Genomic DNA, 17775 nt, shown 5'->3' on the forward strand with positions numbered 1-17775 from the left:
TTTTGATAGTATTTAAATTAAAGGAAAAAAAATTGAAACTTTTTAGTTAAATTTGGGAAAATAAAAATTATAGAGATGAAATTCAAACTAAATATAAAAACATTACTTAAAGCAAATCTAATAATGCTTTTTATTTTTTGCCTTGCTGTTTGTTCAAACTTTTTAGCAAAAAATGCTAAAGCTGGTATTGAAGCTAACTTTGCATTTGTTACTGAAGAAGCTGAAAACAAAAATATAGATCCAGATGATCTTTATGCAAAGGTTTGGGATTTAATTAAGAGGGATTATGTTGATCAGGCATTTAACGGGCAAGACTGGAATATATGGAAAGAAAGGTACAAAGGAAAGTTAAAAACACAAGACGATGCTCATAAAGCCATTGAAACTATGTTAGTAAGCCTTGGAGACAGATACACAAGGTTTTTAAGTAAAAAAGATTTCGAGGATGAAAAGCAAGCTATAAATGCCAAACTAAGTGGGATTGGGATTCAAATTGGGCTTGACAAAAGCCAAAGGTTAATTGTGATTGCACCAATTGAAGGCACGCCAGCAGCAAAAGCTGGTCTAATGCCAAGTGATGAAATTATAGAAATCAATGGTAATTCTACAAAAGGTATTTCAGTTGAAGAAGCAGCAAATCAAATTAAAGGACCTGTTGGAACACAAGTTACACTAACAATAGCAAGAGGAAAAGATACCTTAAAAAGAATAATTACAAGAGCTGAAATTCCAATTAAAGCAATTGCAAAAGGTCATGCAAAAATAATAAAAAACAATCTTGGTTACATAAGGCTAAACAGTTTTATTTCACAAGAAGCTACAAAAGAAATGAAAGAAGCACTTAAGGAGCTTACAAAAGCTCATGGTCTCATTATTGATCTAAGGGATAATCCAGGAGGTTTATTAACAAATGCAATTGAAATTTCAGATATTTTTTTAGAAGATGGTGTAATTGTAAGCACTGTAGACCGGGATGGATACATCCAGTCAGTTACTGCTGATAAAAGGATTTTAACTGACAAACCAATTGTAGTTTTAGTAAATGAAAATAGTGCAAGTGCAAGTGAAATACTAAGCGGTGCATTAAAAGATAACCAGAGAGCAACAATAGTAGGCAGTAAAACATTTGGGAAAGGGCTTGTTCAAGGCATTAACAAGCTTGATGATGGTTCAGGTGTAAACATTACTATTGCTAAATATTTAACACCAGCAAAGGTAGACATAAACCAGTTAGGCATTCAGCCAGATATTGAAGTAAAACTTTCAATAGATGACTACAAAGCAAGCAAGGGCCCATGGTTTAGTGATCCAAATCAACTTCCATCAAAAAGAAAACCAGATGATGGGAAAGATGTCCAGCTTGTAAAAGGTATAGAAACACTAAAAGAAATGATTAAAGTAGTTGAAAACCAAGAAGGCCCCAGCTCTAGTAAAACTAAAAAAGCTAAAGCATCACTTTAGAGTTTACCCATTTTATAGCATCTTCTTTTGTTTTAACTTCTCCAACTCCAATTGCTTCATCTAGCTCTTTAATTAAAGCTCCTAATCTAGGTCCTGGTTTTAATCCTGTTAAATTTATTATTTCGTTTCCGTTTAAAAGTTTTGGCTTTTTTAAATTTTCTTTTTCACTATCTTGAAATTTTTTATATTCATCAAATAAGCATAAAATTAACTTTTCGCTTTTTATTAAATCTTCTTTTATAATTCTTGGACCAAGTGTTGCATAAAGATCAGCTAAAGCTAATATTAATAAAAGAGGAGTATCTTCACCTATATCCCTGAAAAACCTGTATAAAGCACGCTGGGTAATTGGTGCATCACCCTGTTGAAGTTGGTAAGGTCTTAAATGGTAACGAACTAATTTTGAAAGAGTTTGAATAACTAAATTACTAAACTTTAATCTTTCTCCAATTTGTTTTGTAATTTGTTCACCTAACTTGTCATGTCCGTAAAAGGTGTGCTTTTCTTCACCATTAACTTTTTTTATCTCCCAAGTGCCTGGCTTACCAATATCATGAATAAGACATGCAAACTTTGCAATAGCCTTATTTTTTAATTCTTCTTTTGTCCAGGAAGGAATCTTATAAAGATTTTCCTCAAAAGTTTTTACAAGCTCAATTGAATGATCAAATAACCAAAGATGATGAAAATTATTTGGAGTAACCTTTCTCATTGGAGTTAGTTCAGGCAAGATCTTTTCAAGCAAGCCAATGTCAGCTATTTGTTTAACATATTTATAAGAATTATCACTTTCTAATATCTTCCAAAGTTCACTTGAAATTCGTTCGCTTGATATTTTTTCATTAAAAAAATTTAAATTGTCTTTAATAAAATTTATTGTTTCTGGACAAATTTCCCCCTTAAGCAAAGCAGCAAACCTAAAAGCTCTAATAAATCTCAAAGGATCATCCAGAAGATTTTCTAATTTTACTGCTCTTATAATTTTGTTTTTTAAATCTTTAAAGCCAGAAAAATTATCAATTAGTACATCCTGGTTATTAAGATTTATTGCAAGGGCATTTATTGTAAAATCTCTTCTTGCAAAATCAACATCTAAGTTTTCTTTTAAAACAAGTGTAAAATCAAAAGTATAGTCTTTGCAATCTTCATCACTAAGAATAAATCTTGCAGTCTGAGTTTCTTCATCTAAGAAAAACCAGTTTCCTCCAAACTTTGTTTTTAACTCTTCACAAAATTCAGAGATGCTTCTATCTATCACGATGAAATCAAGATCCTGGGAGCTTACCCCAAGAAACATATCTCGAATAAACCCGCCAACAAGGTAAATTTCTGTACTTCCAAGAGATAAACTTTTTAGTACTTCTTTAACTTGCTTGGGTAATATAAAGTCTATTAAACTGGGTAAATTCAAATTAGATAATCTCCTTTCATATCTTATATGATAAATGAATTTTAAAATGATAAACAAAAGAACAATACTTAAACTTACTTTTATAGGACTTATGTGCATTTCTTTATTAACAGTCATTAGCTTAATTTATGTTCAATTTAGCCAACCAAAACGAAGCGGACAAATTAGATTAGAAGGGCTTATTGACAAAGCAACTGTTTATTTTGATAAACATGGACGTGCTCATGTTTTTGCAAATAACATTCATGACTTAGTATTTTTACAAGGTTACTTAACTGCACAAGACAGATTATTTCAAATGGATATTGCAAGACGTGCTGCAAAAGGTGAACTTGCTGAAATCTTAGGTACGAAAGGGCTTGTTAGAGATAAGTTTGCCCATACAATTGGACTCCTTAGAATGGCAAAAAAAGAATTACAAAACTCAAGCAAAGAAACATTAGACATATTAAATTATTACAGTAAAGGTGTTACTGCATACATTAAAAAACACAAACACAATCTTCCAGTCGAGTTTAAAGTTTTAAACTACAAACCAAAAGAATGGAAACCAATTGACTCAATAGTTATAGTAAAACAAATTGCAGAAGTTACTGATACAAGCTGGCAGCTTGATTTAATAAGGCAGGAAATTTATCAAAGGATACCGCTTGAAAAAGCAGAAGAACTTTTTGAACAAGATTTTCCTGCCAATCCTATTATTAACTATGATGCAAAAAAATATCTTGTCTTCGATAATTACATTTTGAAAAAACCAAACTTATTACAAAGATGGAGAAACATAAAACAAAAAGTAGCACTAAGAAAAATACTTGAAGCCCCATATTTTAAAATTAAAAAAACAATTATAGAAGCTGCAGACTTTTTAAGAAGTGGCTCTGATCGCTGGGAAGGTTTTAATGGAGGCTCTAATTGCTGGGTTAGTAGCCAGGCTAAAATCCTTGCAAATGATCCTCACATGGAGTTGGCTAATCCAAGTTTTTGGTATCCAATTCATTTAATAAACAAATCAAGTAATTTAAATGTTTTAGGGCTTAGCATACCTGGAATTCCAGGAGTATTAATTGGACACAATGAGAAAATTGCATGGGGTGTTACAAGTTTATCAGCTGATGTCCAGGATGTGTTTGTTGGAGAATTTAAGAGAGAATTTAAAAATGAAAGGTCTTCTTCATATAAAATTATAAAATCAAAAATAAAAATAAAAAACAAGAAAGCACCTTACGTTCATAAAACAATAGTTACAGACTGTGGACCTATTTTAGATCGTGATGGAAACAAAGCCTTAGCATTAAAGTGGAACATAACTGAAATTACTGATCATGATTCTGTAAGTTCAATATGGAGTCTAGGAAAAGCAAAAAACTGGAATGAATTTAGAACTGCTCTAAAAAAATACAATGGTTCAACTTTAAGTTTTCATTATGCAGATATTAATGGAAATATTGGTTATCAAGCTGCTGGGTTGATTCCAAACAGAGTTAAAGGAGGAGGGAGCCTGCCAATTTTAGGTTTTAGTTGTAAAGAACACTCCTTAGGTAATATCCCTTTTGAAGAATTGCCACATGCATATAATCCACAAGTAGGTTACATTGTAAGTGCAAACAATAAAATAGTTAGCTCAGATTATATTTATGATCTTGGAAATAATTTCTTATCTCCATTTAGGGCAAGCAGGATTAGCACTCTTCTTTCAAACAATAAAAATCTGAACTTAAAAAAGAATTTACAAATCCAGAAAGATCTTTACAGTTGGGTGGCAAATTATTTAACAATAGAAATATTAGAAGCTTATTACAAATCAGAAATGTCAAACAAAGATCTTTTGCCAGTTGTACAACTTTTAAATAAATGGGATTTTAAGCTTACCAGTGAAAGTCCTGAAGCATTTATTTTTGAAAAAACATATGAAAATTTGCTAAAAAAGATTTTAATAAATAAGCTTGGAGCAGATCTTGCTAAAGACTATTTAAAAGAATGGAGAGCAGCTAGTCTTTCACTAATTAAAATATTAATTAACGAAGATAAATTCTGGCTGCCAAAAGGTGTAAAAAATTATGAATCGCTGCTTTTACTTTCTTTGCAAGATGCAGTGAAAGAAATTAAATTAATTACAAAAACAAGTGATCCTACAAAATGGAGGTGGGGGAAATACCATGTCCTAACTATTGAACACCCATTCAGTAAGGCCTTGCCAATATTAAGTCTATTTATAAATTCAGGCCCTATGAATGTGGGTGGAGACAGAGACACAGTTAGTGCTTTTGGAACAAATAACAATTTAAAAGTAGTCTGGGGTCCATCTGCAAGAGTAGTAATTGATTTAAAAGACTTTAATAATGCTCGTGTCCAGATACCACTTGGAACCTCAGCACAATTTGGAAGCCCTTATTACAGAGATCAAACAAAAGGTTGGATTGAAAATAATGATGAACCATTTGTTTATGATGATGAATTAATTAAGAAATCAGCGAAAGAGATATTAGTTGTGATGTAAGGGCAAGTAGTAAAAACATTTGAAATACCAGCCAGAGATAGGATTATTTCACTAGATTTGAAATGAAAATAGCCAGGTTACAATTTACTTAAGGGATAACCATAAAAGAATGATTATTTCCCTCATCTAATCCATTGATTTTCTCAGTCTTAATAAATGGGAATATAGCTTGTGAGGAGTAGAGCTATGTTCACAGTATCAAAAGATATTAAATTATTAACTCTATCCCTTGTATTGCGTACTATGCCAAAGGATCAACAAGCACTTTTAATGTCTCACTTTAATCCAGAGGTGGTTAAAAGACTTGTTCAAATTGAGAAGGAGACAGGAAGTGATGTCGAAAAGCTGGATTGGACTCCATTTTATCAGTCATGGCCTGAATTACAAAAGATATTAAATGAGTGTAGAGAGGAAATCAAGGTTCAAAAATTGTATAAGTTTGCAGATGAACAAAGACCAAAATTAAGGGAATATATTCTAACAAAACTAGGCAAACAAAAAAAAGGACCACCAGTATTTTTGTCCAAGGATATAACAAAGTTAGTAGATGAGTTTATTCTTGAACAGAAAGGAAAAATACAAACAGGGATGTAATGCTAATTAAAAGAAAAAAACTTACAGTGATAAGAAGTGCGACTAGTGCAAGCCCACAAATAGTACGAGAATCTTCAAGAGCTGCACAGCTTGAACTGCATAATGCAAAACAAGAAGCAAAAGCAATTAAACTAGAAGCACAAAATGTTTTAGTTGAAGCCCAGAAGAAACTTAAAGAAGCTGAAGACAAAGCAAGTGAAATCACCAGCAGTACAAACCAAGAAGCTGAAAGAATCAAAAAAGAAGTTTATGAAGAGACATTAAAAAAAGCTAATGATGAAGCACGTATTTTAAAAGATCAAGCAAAAGCATTACTTAGCGAGCTTTTTGAAGTAAAACGTTTAACACTAATTCAGGCCCATAAAGAAATTATAAATGTTGCATTAGATCTTGCAGAGAAAATTATTAGATATCAAGCTTCTACTGATAGTAATCTTTTAAAAACACAAGTTATAGAAGCAATTAAAAAAGCAACACAAGAAGCTGATCGCATAAAAATTTATGTAAATCCAAATGATGTAAAACAATTGTCAGAAAGCATTCCTGATATTGAAAAACTGTTTCCTTCAGGGATAGAAATTGTACCGCTAATTAATGACTCTGTAGATCCTGGAAGTTGTATTGTTGAAACAAAATCCGGGCAGCTAGATTCTACTTTTACTACCCAGCTTAAAGTTTTAAAGGGTTTAATAGAGCACATGGAAGTAAAAGAGGATCAAATTGAAGCAACAACTTTAGCTGGTGAAAAAAGTGAAAAAAAGGTTGAAGAAGAAATACAAAAAGAAGCAAGTACTTTAAGTACTGAAGAAGAAACTCTAAAGCAAGAACTTTTAGGAGAAGAACCATTAATTTATGTAGAAAATGGGGAGGCAGAAAGTTTTCCATTTGCATCTAAAGAAAAAATTGAACCAGCACAGGTAGTAGAAACAAAAGTTGAAGAAGATGTAACCCCAAAAAGAAAAAAATTAGCAGTAGGTGATTTTTTAGAGAGAACAAAAGAAGAATCAGAAGAATTAGATGAAGAGCTAGAAGATTTTGAAATTGAGTATGAAGACGAAGATAAAGAAGAAGAAGAAAATAAAGAAACTAAGAGCATTTTAAAACCCAAGAAAACACAAATTTCAGATATTGCTTCAGAGATAGAAAAAAACCCTGAATGGAAAGATTTAGTTATTGGTGAAAACGAAGAAGAATAAAGTAACTCTTAAGAAATGGATAAAAAAAGTCTAGGGTTAACTATGTGATAATTGCCATAAATTATCACATAGGAATTTTGTATAAGTAATTTATAAGACTGTACTTAAGGAGATTTGAAGTATGAAAAAATTTTATTCACTACTAATGTTTTTACTTTTAGTAATTTTACCTGTACCAATAGCCTATGCTGGGGAAGATGATAGGCCATTTACAGATGAAAATGGTGATATTTCAGATATGGAGGCCATAGAAAGTACAAGTGATATTGAAGACTTTGAAGAAGAAGATGAAGATCTTGCTGGGGAAATTCTTACAGGATTAGATGAAATAGATTTAATCTTAGAAGAAGAAACTTCTAAAATTGCTCGTAGTTTAACTAAAAAAATAGAAAAGGCCATTGATCTTATAAATAATGCTGAAGGAAGTGATGACTTAGATCAATGTGAAAGCAATTTTGATTCTGCTTTAGATTTAATATATAAAGCAGTTGATCAGCTTGAAAAAAGAACATGTACTAAACCTAAACCAAGCAAACGTTGTATTTCTCAAGATACAAGCGATGAAATCCTTCCTTTGTTAGAAGATGTCCAATCTCTTCTTGAAGATGTTGTATCAATTGATGATGATGAAGATGGAGTTATGGATGTTTGTTCGTTTTAACTTAAGATAAGTGATTCTCTAAAGCATTTTCCCAGATATTTTTTAGCTCTCTTATGTTTGTTGTAATATTTAAATCATCTATGGTTATGCTTCCATCTGTAACTTTACCAATTAACTCATAAGGACAATTTGCTTCTCTTAGATATTTCTCTACGTACTGTAAATTATTTTTATTTGTGCTAATTACAATACGACTTTGAGTTTCGCCAAATAACAATGCATCTAAACAAAGAGCTGACAGCTGACAGCTGATAGCTGATAGCTTAAAACCAACTTCATTTTGAAATCCACACTCACAAAGCGTTATAAGTAGCCCTCCAACTGAACAATCATGTGCAGATTTAATTAGTTTTCTTTTTATAAGTTCTCTTACAGAAGCTTGAACTATTTTTTCTAAATCAAAACTTAGCTCTGGTACCTTACCTTTAACTTCATTGGTTTGTAAGTATAAATATTCAGATGCACCAATTTCGTTTTTTTGTTTACCTAAAAGTAAAATTAAATCTTCTGGTGCTTTAAAAGAATGATCTATTACTAAATTAACATCATCAATGTAGCCAATCATGCCAATTACAGGAGTAGGCCAAATATCTATTCCACTTGCTTCATTATAAAGACTAACGTTACCTCCAGTAACAGGAGTATCTAGAAAAGCACATGCTTCTTTAATTCCTTTTGTAGATTCAACAAGCTGCCAGTAGATCTCAGGCTTTTCAGGATTTCCAAAATTTAAATTATTTGTAATTGCAATTGGTAATGCTCCTGTACAAGAAACATTTCTTGCAGCTTCAGCTACTGCAATTTTTGATCCAAGATATGGATCAAGATAGACATACATTGAGTTACCATCAAGAGAAACAGCAAGCCCAGGTCTATGGTCTATGGTCTGTAGTCTATGGTCCACAGTCTGTAGTCTTATTATTCCAGCACTTCCACCAGGCTTAATAATTGTATTTGTTTGTACCTGGTGATCGTATTTTGAGTAAATCCATTTTTTAGAACAAATATTTGGTGAAGCTAAAAGTTTTTTTAAGACTGGTAAAACTTCTTCTTTTTTTAAATCAGGAATTAAGTCTTGATTAAATAATTTGTTTTTCTTAAAATACTCAGGTTCTTGTGCTTCTCTTTTATAAACAGGTGTAGTAGCAACTAAAACTTTTGCGTCAATGTCAACTATAATTTTATTTTTATGTTTAACAATTACTTTGCCATGATTTTTAATTTCACCAATTTGTACTGAATCTAGCCCCCATTTTTTAAATATTTCTAAAATTTGTTTTTCAACCCCTTTTTTAACTACAAAAAGCATTCTTTCCTGGGATTCTGAAAGCATGTATTCAACTGGAGTTAAAGTATCAGTGCGGGTTGGGATTTTATCTAAATCAATCTCAATACCAACATTGCCTTTTGCTGACATTTCTGAAATAGAACATGTTAAACCTGCAGCACCCATGTCTTGTGCAGCTATTATGTAGCCTGTTTTAAAAGCTTCTAAGCATGCTTCAATTAAAACTTTTTCAGTAAAAGGATCACCTACCTGAACAGCAGGCCTGTCTTCATGACTTTTATTAGTTAAACCAGAGCTTGCAAAACTAGCACCACCTAGTCCGTCACGGCCTGTTTTTGAGCCTACATAAAATACTGGATTTCCAATTCCAGAAGCACTTGATTTAACAATTTCTTTTGTCTCAATTAAACCAATAGCCATAGCATTTACAAGAGGGTTTTCATTATAAGTTGGATAAAAATATGCTTCTCCTCCAATATTTGGAATGCCAGTACAATTTCCATAGTGAGAAATTCCATTTACTGTACCACTGAATAAAAATCTTGATCTTAGCTTTTCTAAATCTCCAAAACGTAAACTATCTAAAATAGCAATTGGTCTAGCTCCCATGGTAAATATATCGCGTAAAATTCCACCAACTCCAGTAGCAGCTCCCTGAAAAGGTTCTACAGCAGTTGGCCTGTTATGAGATTCAATTTTAAATGCAATTTTAATTTCATCACCAAGATCTATAACACCTGCATTTTCTCCTGGTCCAACAATTACATATTTATTTTTTGTAGGGAATTCTTTTAGTAATATTTTTGAATTTTTATAACAACAATGTTCAGACCACATTACAGAAAACATATGTAGTTCTACTTCATTTGGTTCTCTCCCAATAAGTCTAACTATCTCTAAGTATTCATCTGTAGTAAGTTTAAGCTTAGCTAGTAATTCCTTATTTATGTTTAACTCTTCTTTAGTTATGATAGTCACTTACGTTTTTAAAATCCTCATATATTCTTCTAAATATTCTTTTAATTCAAATTGTTCTTCATTGTGATAGATGTTTATTAAGTTATGCATTGTTCTAATTAAAATTTGCTTGTTAGCTGGACTTGCTAGATATTCTTCTTGCCATGTTAGTTTTAAACTTTTTATTCTTTCCTGGCACACAGATCTTGTAATAATTTCTCCTTGATTAAATGGATCAATATAAATTGGTTCTGTTTTATCTACATACTGAACAAGAAAATGAGCAGGCATATTAACTCCACTAAACGGCAGGTTTAAATCTTCTGCAATGATTAAATAAATTATAGATAGTAAAATCGGATTGCCTGATTTATTGTCTATTATTTTATGAATATAACTATTTTGAGGATCGTAATAATTTCCCTTATTTCCTTTGAATCCTAGTTCCATAAATAAAAAGTGGTTAATCTCATTGATTATTGAGGTTGGATCATTTTTTAACTTAACTTCTTTAAGATTTTTACTTATATCACTGGACCAGTCATTTAAGAGCTGGAAGTAATAATCTTTATCTAGCAATGGATTTTCAAACATTGCAAGTAGAAAAATACCTTCCTTCAGATTATTTGAGTGGTTTTTGCTCCAGTTACTAAAATCTTTTTTTAAATGTTCTTTTTTAATTTTTGAGACTAATTTTAAAAATCCATTTTTTAATTCAGCGTCATCCAATGGAATTACACTATCAATTTCTCTTAAAAGTTTTATATCAAAAGTTTTTAATTGTTCTTCTAATAGCTTAAATGTGCCATCGTCAGAAGACTTTAATAAACTTGTAATTGCCTTAATTTCTGAAGGAGGCAAGATAGACATATAAAGATTATAGACGTTTTTTTAATTCTTGTTGCTTGGCTCTTCATTTGATGGTTGTTGCTCTGGAGTAGACTTTTCTGTGCAAAACGGGCAACAACCGGTTAAAGCAATAACCAGTTGGATAACAAACAAGCAAAGTAAAAACTTTTTCATTGAGCTTCTTGTGCTTCAGGTGCTTTTTCTTCAGCTGGAGCTTGTGGGACAGCATCTTTTGCAGCTGGTGCTGCTTCTTCTGCTTTACTTTCTTTAGCTTCTTCAGCCTCTTCAGGTGCTTCTTCAGCCTCTTCAGCTTCTTCTTCGGCTTCTTCAGCTTCTTCTTCGGCTTCTTCTACTTCTTCTTTAGGTTTTGGTGCAGCACAAGCAGTCATGTAAACCAGTAACATAACTGAATAAAATAAAAGCGTTAGTTTCTTTAGCATTTTTACTTGTCTCCTTTTTCTTTTTAACTTATCTATTCTATTAGATGGTTTTTTACAAAACATATTTATTGTAACTTATAGTTGTTTGCCCAAAATCTATTTTTATTTTGTATAACAAGATGTAAAAACAATACCACAGTCTAATCTATTATCATACTTGTCCAATTTAATGGTTCTACTGTCTTTCCAAGTACATACACGCCCCAGTGTAAATGAGGTCCACTTGCTATTCCTGTACTTCCAACTTTACCAATTATCTGACTTTTTTTAATAAAGTCTCCTTCTTTTACAAGAATAGAACTTAAGTGTAAATATCCAGTAATAACTCCATGCCCATGATCAATAAAAATACAATTCCCATTTACTACAAAGCCTTTAGTTTCATGTCCAGCTAAAATTACTTTTCCATTTTCAGGTGCTACTACATTTGAACCTTGTAAAGCTGCAAAGTCTAAACCTTTATGAAAGTAATCAGGGTTTATTACTCCATTTACTTTTCGTTTTACCCCATAAGCTGTGGACTGAGGACCATTAGACGGATAAATAAATTTCCCACTCCAGAGCTTTGTATTACTTAAAGTACTTAAAGACTTAGCAACAAGAGCTTTTTCGATTCTACTTGCTTTTAATTCAGCTACTTGCTTTGGAAGTATTAATTCCTGGAGAGGGTACTTTTTGTCTTTAACAAACAAATCAATTCTTTTTACCTTCTCTTTATAAAAAATTTCAAGCAGATATTTCCCACTCTTATAATTTGCACTAAGTGGTAAAAATGTTCTAAACCAGCTCTCAGATAAAACAAATACTGGTAGTTTGTTTTTTTCAAAAAATATCTTTGGTACTTGTTTATTATTCTTTTCTCTTGGGATTTTGATAGAGACAGTGTCTCCAATAGTTGGAATTTCAGGTTTAATGATGGTTTCAAAAGGTTTTAAATTAGCTGAGTATGAATAACTTGAAGTATAGAAAATTAAAAAAAGTAAGAATACAAATGCCCTTAAATTAAACTTATTTAATCTTGGTTTAAATGTCTTAGTTATATGCATCTTTGTTTAATGGTAATATATGTTATGCACATTTGTCATAAATTTATTTTATGTTGGAAGAAGAAAAACTAAGCAGAGCTAAAATTTTAACTGAGCTTGAAATAACTGAAGATACTCTGTCAGTTTATGAAAATGAGTTAGGTATCAATACTGACACTGAGTTAGGCAATGTAGAAAATTTTACTAAAGAAGATCTTGATTCACTTCAAACACTACATAAGCTTCGTGAGTCAGGACTAACTTATAATGAAATTAAGCTTTTATCTTCTGTTTCAGAAGTATTAAAAAATGTAGATCCGTCTAATGAAGCTGTTGCTACAAGCCTTATATCTTTATCACCAATTTACAGGCTAAAACAATCCTTAAATCTTTCAAAACAAGAGCTAAGTGTTTTAAGAACAAAAATTCAAGAACTAGAAGAATTATTAGAAAAAGAATCTTCAAACAAAACAGTTAATAATTCAGCAGAACTTGAAGTAAAACAAAAAGCAATTAACAATCTTGACAGAAAATTATCAGAGACTCTGCAACAAAAATCAAAATTAGAATCTGAACTTGCTTTATATAAAGAAGGAAATAATGTTCCTAATCAAGTAAGAGGCAAAAAAGCAAGAGAGCTTACTCAGTTACTTGCAAAAAAAGATATAGAACTTGATGAAGCTAAAAAGAAAAGTGATGAATTGCAAAGCAAATTAGATAAAACAACAGAAGATTCAACTGAACTAAAAGAAAGACTTGAGCTCTTAGAAGATGAAATATCTGAAATTGAACATGAGGTGGAAGAACGTTATCAAGAGCAAATCTCAAGCTTAAGAGAACAAATCGAAGCATTAATAGATAAAAAACAACAAGAATGGGAAAAGTTTTATGTTGATTCAAATGAACAGCACAGAAAGGAATTGTTAACACTTCAAAGAAAGCATGAGCAAGAAATTTTAAGATTAAAACAAAAAATTAGAGAACAAATTCAAGAAATTGAAGAAATAAAAGCTATTAAAAATCCACTTTTAAGTTTATTAAATATTAGTGGAAAGAGAGGATAACTCACTTAAATTAGCTATTAGGTGATCTGGCTTTAAAATTTCAAGTTGTTCTTTACTTCTTATTCCCCTTGAAATTGCAATGACTTTTTGAAATCTTGCAAGTCTAGCTGCATGAATATCTGTGTCTGAATCACCTATCATCAATGTTTCAAGCGGGTTTAAGTTTAAGAAATTAATTGCTTTTACTAGTAACATGCACTTTTCTTGAATATCATTTGTAATTTTGTGTTCATCTGGCAAAGAGAAGAAAAACTCAGTTCCAAGATATTTATCTAGTTTAAATTGTTTTATAGCTTGAGTTAATTGCTTATGCCTGCGTAAAGTTACTATAAAAAAAATTATATTTTTTGCTTTTAAATTTTCAAATGCCTTATAAACATCATTAAATAGTTTGTCATATGAAAAAAACTCATCCTTAAAACTTAACTCTTTCCTAAGCTCAACAAGGCCTAAGGATTCACTTATATTCAACCCACTTAATATTCCTATTTCAAGCTCTGAAATCCTATTTCTTCTAAGCTTCCAGAAATCTTCTAAGGTTAAAATCTGTTCTTTTGTTGTATGAGTTCCTTTTAAACTTTCTAAATATGCTACATAATATCTAGCAGATACATCAATGATTGGGCCATCTAGATCAAAACAAATGTTAAATTTCTCTCCCACAATTTCTCTATTATAATATTTTATGTATGAAACAAGTTCAATCTAAAGTTAAGCCAATAATTTGGAAAGTAGAGACGGCTGGCCAGCCGTCTCTACTCGTTTTAGACCAAAGGTTATTGCCGTTTGAAAAAAAATATTTAGAGCTTACTACATATAAAGAAGTCATTCAAGCAATTAAAGATATGACTGTAAGAGGTGCTCCGCTAATTGGGATTGTTGCAGGCTATGGGATGGCATTGGCAGCATTAGAAGAAGGAGGCAAAGAAGAATTTGTTTCATATATGAGAGCAGTTGGTGAAGAAATCAAATCTGCACGACCAACAGCAATAAATTTAAAATGGGCAATTGATTTGATATTAAATGATATTGCATCCGTAGAGACGCAATTAATTGCATCTCTACGAGACGTAATCACCAAACGTGCAATTTGGATTCATGAAGATGATGCCATGCGTTGCCAAAAAATTGGCGAACATGGTGCAACCATCGTAGAGTCGCGATTAATCGCGTCTCTACTGACGATATGTAACACTGGCTCGCTTGCTACAGGTGGTATTGGAACTGCATTTGGTGTAATTTTAACTCTTCACAAAAAAAATCCTAATTTAAAAATATTTGTAGCTGAAACAAGACCTCGCCAACAAGGAGCAAGACTAACTACATTTGAATGTATTGAAAATGGAATTGATTGTACTTTAATTTCAGATACTGCCTGTGGTTATTTAATGCAAAAGGGAGAAATAGATTTAGTGATTACAGGGGCTGATAGAATTAGTGCAAATGGTGATACTGCAAATAAGATTGGTACTTATCAACTTGCAGTTTTAGCTAAAGAAAACAATATTCCTTTTTATGTAGCAGCTCCACTTTCTACATTTGATCTTTCAATAAAAAGTGGAGAAGAAATTCCAGTTGAAGAAAGAGATCCCAAAGAAGTTTTAGCTACTGGTGGAAAACCAATTTGTGTAAAAGGAACAAAAGCAATTAATCCTGCCTTTGATGTAACTCCAGCTAGACATATAACTGGCATTATTACTGAAAAAGGGATTTTAAGACCAAATTATAATGAATCAATTCAAAATATTTTTAACGTAAGTGTAGTTGCTTAAGAAGTGTTATCTTTTTTATAATTTTTTTACAAATACCTAATAAATCTCTGATACCATGTTGCTTGAACCTATATTTAGGTTTGGACAAAGGCGTCATTTAAAGACGATGGTGTCTTTCTTAGGAGGACACATGAGTCCAGTAAATTTTGCCACATGGAGGCCAATGATTCCATACTGGCAATATAGAAAATGACGAACAAAAAAGAGAGGCAGTAATGCCTCTCTTTTTTTTATAAACTTTTTTAAAGAAGAATTTCGTTTTTTTATTTTAACTACTGAGATACAACCAACATACAAGGTAATCTACCGGTATGGAAATAAATCTTTTTTTCTTTTTATGTCTTAGTTTCTAAGTAAAATTTTTTCATTATTTTTTCACTGTAAAATTCCAGTAATATTTCATACAAACCAGTTTTAATCGACTATAGACAAGATACTGATTTTTTGAAACAATTTATTTAATTCATTAATTATAGACAAGATAAAAGCCACTAAAGCATAGTGCTTTCTTTGGCTAGAAGGAGTTTTTATGGGTAATGTTAGTAGTGTAGCAAGTGTAACTAATACAACTAGAAGTCCAGGTTTAGTTAATAGACTCATTAAGGTAGGACTGCTTGGACTTGCAGGTGCTGGAGTACTTGGGAATGAAGTTTCAACTCGCTTGGAGTTACAAAATCAGACTGCGCAAGTTAAAGAGCTTCAAAACAAATTTGATTCTCGAGTTACTTTAGATCAAATTATGGAAATTGTAGAAAAAGTTTCTCCTTCCACCGTAATGGTTAAAGGCCCAGAGGGTCTTGGCTCAGGAATGATTTTTACTGACAGATATGGTACAAGATTTATCTTAACTAATGGTCATGTTACTGAAAGCAATCAGTTTGAAGAAAATGAATTCAGGGATGGTGTTTATTCAATTAGACTTTATAATGGCAGCGATTACAGTGAACCAATTAAATTTTATGCAGCTCCAGTAATTTTAAGTAGTGGAAAAAGAGCATATGCAAGTCCAGAGACAAAAGATCTAGCACTGTTACAAGTTCCTCCTAATGTTATTTTGCCTCCTAGTATTGGACTAAGTTTTAGAGATATAAATGATCCAGTAAGAGTTGGAGAATGTGTTATTGCAATTGGAAATCCATTTGGAGAAACAGACTCAATAAGTTTTGGTATTGTAAGCCATGTAGATAGAAAATCAGATTTAAATGAAAATCATCACTTTCAAACAGATGCTGCAATTAATCCAGGGAATTCTGGTGGAGTATTAGTTGATATGAAAGGAAAAGTAATAGGAATAAATACCTGGGGTTACAGGGGTACAAATGGTGTTGGTGGAACAATTAAATTTGATGAAATCTTAAAGGTTCTTACTGACTGGGGTATACAATTATTGTAATTTATCAAATTGAAAGCTAGTAATTTCAACAATTTTACTTTCTTATTACGAAAATATATGGACAAATCTTAATATATTCGATAGAATAAGAGTAATCTTTAGAATAGGAAAGTTTAAACAAGGTGAAAGCCTTATGAAAGTTGCTGTATGAATGTACAGAGAACAAGCCCTTTAGTTAAGTTCATAGGTGTACTAGGAACCTTAGCTGGAGCTGGATTTCTTGGAGATGAAACAACAATCCCATCTAATATTGCTCATGCGCAGACTCCCTTAATAAAAGAACTTAAAAAAGATTCAGCAATAACTTATGAAGAAGAAGTAGAAGCAATTAATAAATTTGCACCATCAACAGGTGCAGTTATAGGACAATTTGGGCAAGGATCTTATTCATGCATTTCTGTTAAGGATAAAGAAGGAAATGATAAAATGCTCTTGCTTTCTGTTGAACATGTAGTAAGTGATGTTACTCTTAAAAATTTAGATGGTTCTACAGTACAAGTTAGTAATGCTCTACAAGAAGATGGTATGTTTGGGATTAGACCTTATGACGGAAGTGACTTTGGTAAAAGTGAACAATTTCTTGCGCCAGTTTTAGGTTTTGATAAACACTATGACTTAGCAGTATTAGATCCAAGTGGAAACCATTTACCACCCATTAAAATGAGGAACTTAATTAAACACCCTTTAAAAGTTGGTGAAAGAGGATTTCTAATTGGAAATGGACAAGGTTTAAAAGATACTTTAGTACCATTTAGGATTTCACATTTAAATAGATTAACTAAGTGGTACTATTACCCAAACATTCAACTATATGGAATATTCCCAGGAGGAAATTCTGGAGCTGGTGCTGTAGTCTTAAGAAAAGATAAGGAAACTGGTGAAGTAATCCCAGAATTAATAGGAGTACTACACTCAAACGTAGGTGTTGGCCAAGCCCAGGTACTTCCAATCACCTTTGTTAAAAGATTCTTAGAACCTCTGGGTTATAAAGCTTTAGATCCTGATGAAAGACAAGCCTGGAGGGAAGAAAGTTTAGCTCAACTAGAGCGTTTTATGTTTCCTCTACCTGTCCATGGAAATCCTGCAGTGACAGGACCAATATTAGGTTATGTGCCAAGTAAATTAATACCACTGAAGCATTAAGATCTTTTAGCTTTGATGTACAAT

At 31.8% G+C, this 17775-nt stretch carries 15 protein-coding genes; 9 read left to right on the forward strand and 6 right to left on the reverse strand.

Annotated features, from left to right (window positions below; all coding sequences use genetic code 11):
• The first annotated feature begins 75 nt into the window (after window positions 1-75).
• Window positions 76-1461 carry a S41 family peptidase gene (locus tag HYY52_08210; GenBank protein MBI2996667.1) on the forward strand — a complete coding sequence of 462 codons (1386 nt, stop codon included), beginning with the start codon at window positions 76-78 and terminating at the stop codon, window positions 1459-1461.
• Here the strand turns inward: HYY52_08210 and HYY52_08215 are convergent.
• On the reverse strand, window positions 1445-2872 hold the full coding sequence (locus tag HYY52_08215; GenBank protein ID MBI2996668.1) for an HD domain-containing protein: 1428 nt from the start codon (window positions 2870-2872) through the stop codon (window positions 1445-1447). The genes HYY52_08210 and HYY52_08215 overlap by 17 nt on opposite strands.
• 46 nt (window positions 2873-2918) lie before the next feature.
• On the opposite strand from HYY52_08215, the gene HYY52_08220 reads away from it, so the two are divergent.
• From HYY52_08220 to HYY52_08235, 4 genes are all read left to right on the forward strand, one after another.
• Entirely contained in the window at window positions 2919-5369 is a 2451-nt protein-coding gene (locus HYY52_08220; GenBank protein MBI2996669.1) for a penicillin acylase family protein, read from the forward strand.
• A gap of 186 nt (window positions 5370-5555) precedes the next feature.
• The gene (locus tag HYY52_08225) at window positions 5556-5963 is read left to right on the forward strand and encodes a hypothetical protein (protein MBI2996670.1); all 408 of its coding nucleotides are present in this window, start codon (window positions 5556-5558) and stop codon (window positions 5961-5963) included.
• On the forward strand, window positions 5963-7159 hold the full coding sequence (locus HYY52_08230) for a hypothetical protein (protein MBI2996671.1): 1197 nt from the start codon (window positions 5963-5965) through the stop codon (window positions 7157-7159). Before HYY52_08225 ends, HYY52_08230 begins: the two co-directional genes overlap by 1 nt.
• A gap of 121 nt (window positions 7160-7280) precedes the next feature.
• Window positions 7281-7820 carry a hypothetical protein gene (locus HYY52_08235; protein ID MBI2996672.1) on the forward strand — a complete coding sequence of 180 codons (540 nt, stop codon included), beginning with the start codon at window positions 7281-7283 and terminating at the stop codon, window positions 7818-7820.
• A gap of 1 nt (window position 7821) precedes the next feature.
• On the opposite strand, the gene purL is transcribed toward HYY52_08235, so the two are convergent.
• From purL to HYY52_08255, 4 genes are all read right to left on the reverse strand, one after another.
• Complete coding sequence (purL, locus tag HYY52_08240; protein ID MBI2996673.1) at window positions 7822-10056, reverse strand: phosphoribosylformylglycinamidine synthase subunit PurL; 2235 nt, start codon at window positions 10054-10056, stop codon at window positions 7822-7824.
• Between the two features lie 30 nt (window positions 10057-10086).
• Window positions 10087-10935 (reverse strand): hypothetical protein, encoded by an 849-nt coding sequence (locus tag HYY52_08245; protein MBI2996674.1) that lies wholly within the window; start codon window positions 10933-10935, stop codon window positions 10087-10089.
• Window positions 10936-11084: 149 nt separating this feature from the next.
• Window positions 11085-11354, reverse strand: coding sequence for a hypothetical protein (locus HYY52_08250; protein MBI2996675.1), 270 nt, complete (start codon window positions 11352-11354; stop codon window positions 11085-11087).
• A gap of 140 nt (window positions 11355-11494) precedes the next feature.
• Window positions 11495-12400, reverse strand: coding sequence for a M23 family metallopeptidase (locus HYY52_08255; GenBank protein MBI2996676.1), 906 nt, complete (start codon window positions 12398-12400; stop codon window positions 11495-11497).
• A gap of 50 nt (window positions 12401-12450) precedes the next feature.
• Between HYY52_08255 and HYY52_08260 the strand changes: the two genes are divergently transcribed.
• Window positions 12451-13443 carry a MerR family transcriptional regulator gene (locus HYY52_08260; GenBank protein ID MBI2996677.1) on the forward strand — a complete coding sequence of 331 codons (993 nt, stop codon included), beginning with the start codon at window positions 12451-12453 and terminating at the stop codon, window positions 13441-13443.
• Here the strand turns inward: HYY52_08260 and HYY52_08265 are convergent.
• Complete coding sequence (locus HYY52_08265; protein ID MBI2996678.1) at window positions 13417-14106, reverse strand: HAD family hydrolase; 690 nt, start codon at window positions 14104-14106, stop codon at window positions 13417-13419. The two genes, HYY52_08260 and HYY52_08265, sit on opposite strands and share 27 nt — an antisense overlap.
• 26 nt (window positions 14107-14132) lie before the next feature.
• Here HYY52_08265 and mtnA point away from each other — a divergent pair, with 26 nt between their 5' ends.
• From mtnA to HYY52_08280, 3 genes are all read left to right on the forward strand, one after another.
• Window positions 14133-15215: an S-methyl-5-thioribose-1-phosphate isomerase gene (mtnA, locus tag HYY52_08270; protein ID MBI2996679.1), complete on the forward strand. Its 1083-nt coding sequence runs from the start codon at window positions 14133-14135 to the stop codon at window positions 15213-15215.
• Between the two features lie 529 nt (window positions 15216-15744).
• Window positions 15745-16608 carry a trypsin-like peptidase domain-containing protein gene (locus tag HYY52_08275; GenBank protein MBI2996680.1) on the forward strand — a complete coding sequence of 288 codons (864 nt, stop codon included), beginning with the start codon at window positions 15745-15747 and terminating at the stop codon, window positions 16606-16608.
• A 147-nt stretch (window positions 16609-16755) separates the two neighbouring features.
• Window positions 16756-17751, forward strand: a complete 996-nt coding sequence (locus HYY52_08280; GenBank protein ID MBI2996681.1) for a trypsin-like peptidase domain-containing protein — start codon at window positions 16756-16758, stop codon at window positions 17749-17751.
• The last annotated feature ends 24 nt before the right edge of the window (window positions 17752-17775 follow it).

The organism is Candidatus Melainabacteria bacterium, assembly GCA_016193285.1.
Taxonomy (GTDB): domain Bacteria; phylum Cyanobacteriota; class Vampirovibrionia; order 2-02-FULL-35-15; family 2-02-FULL-35-15; genus JACPSL01.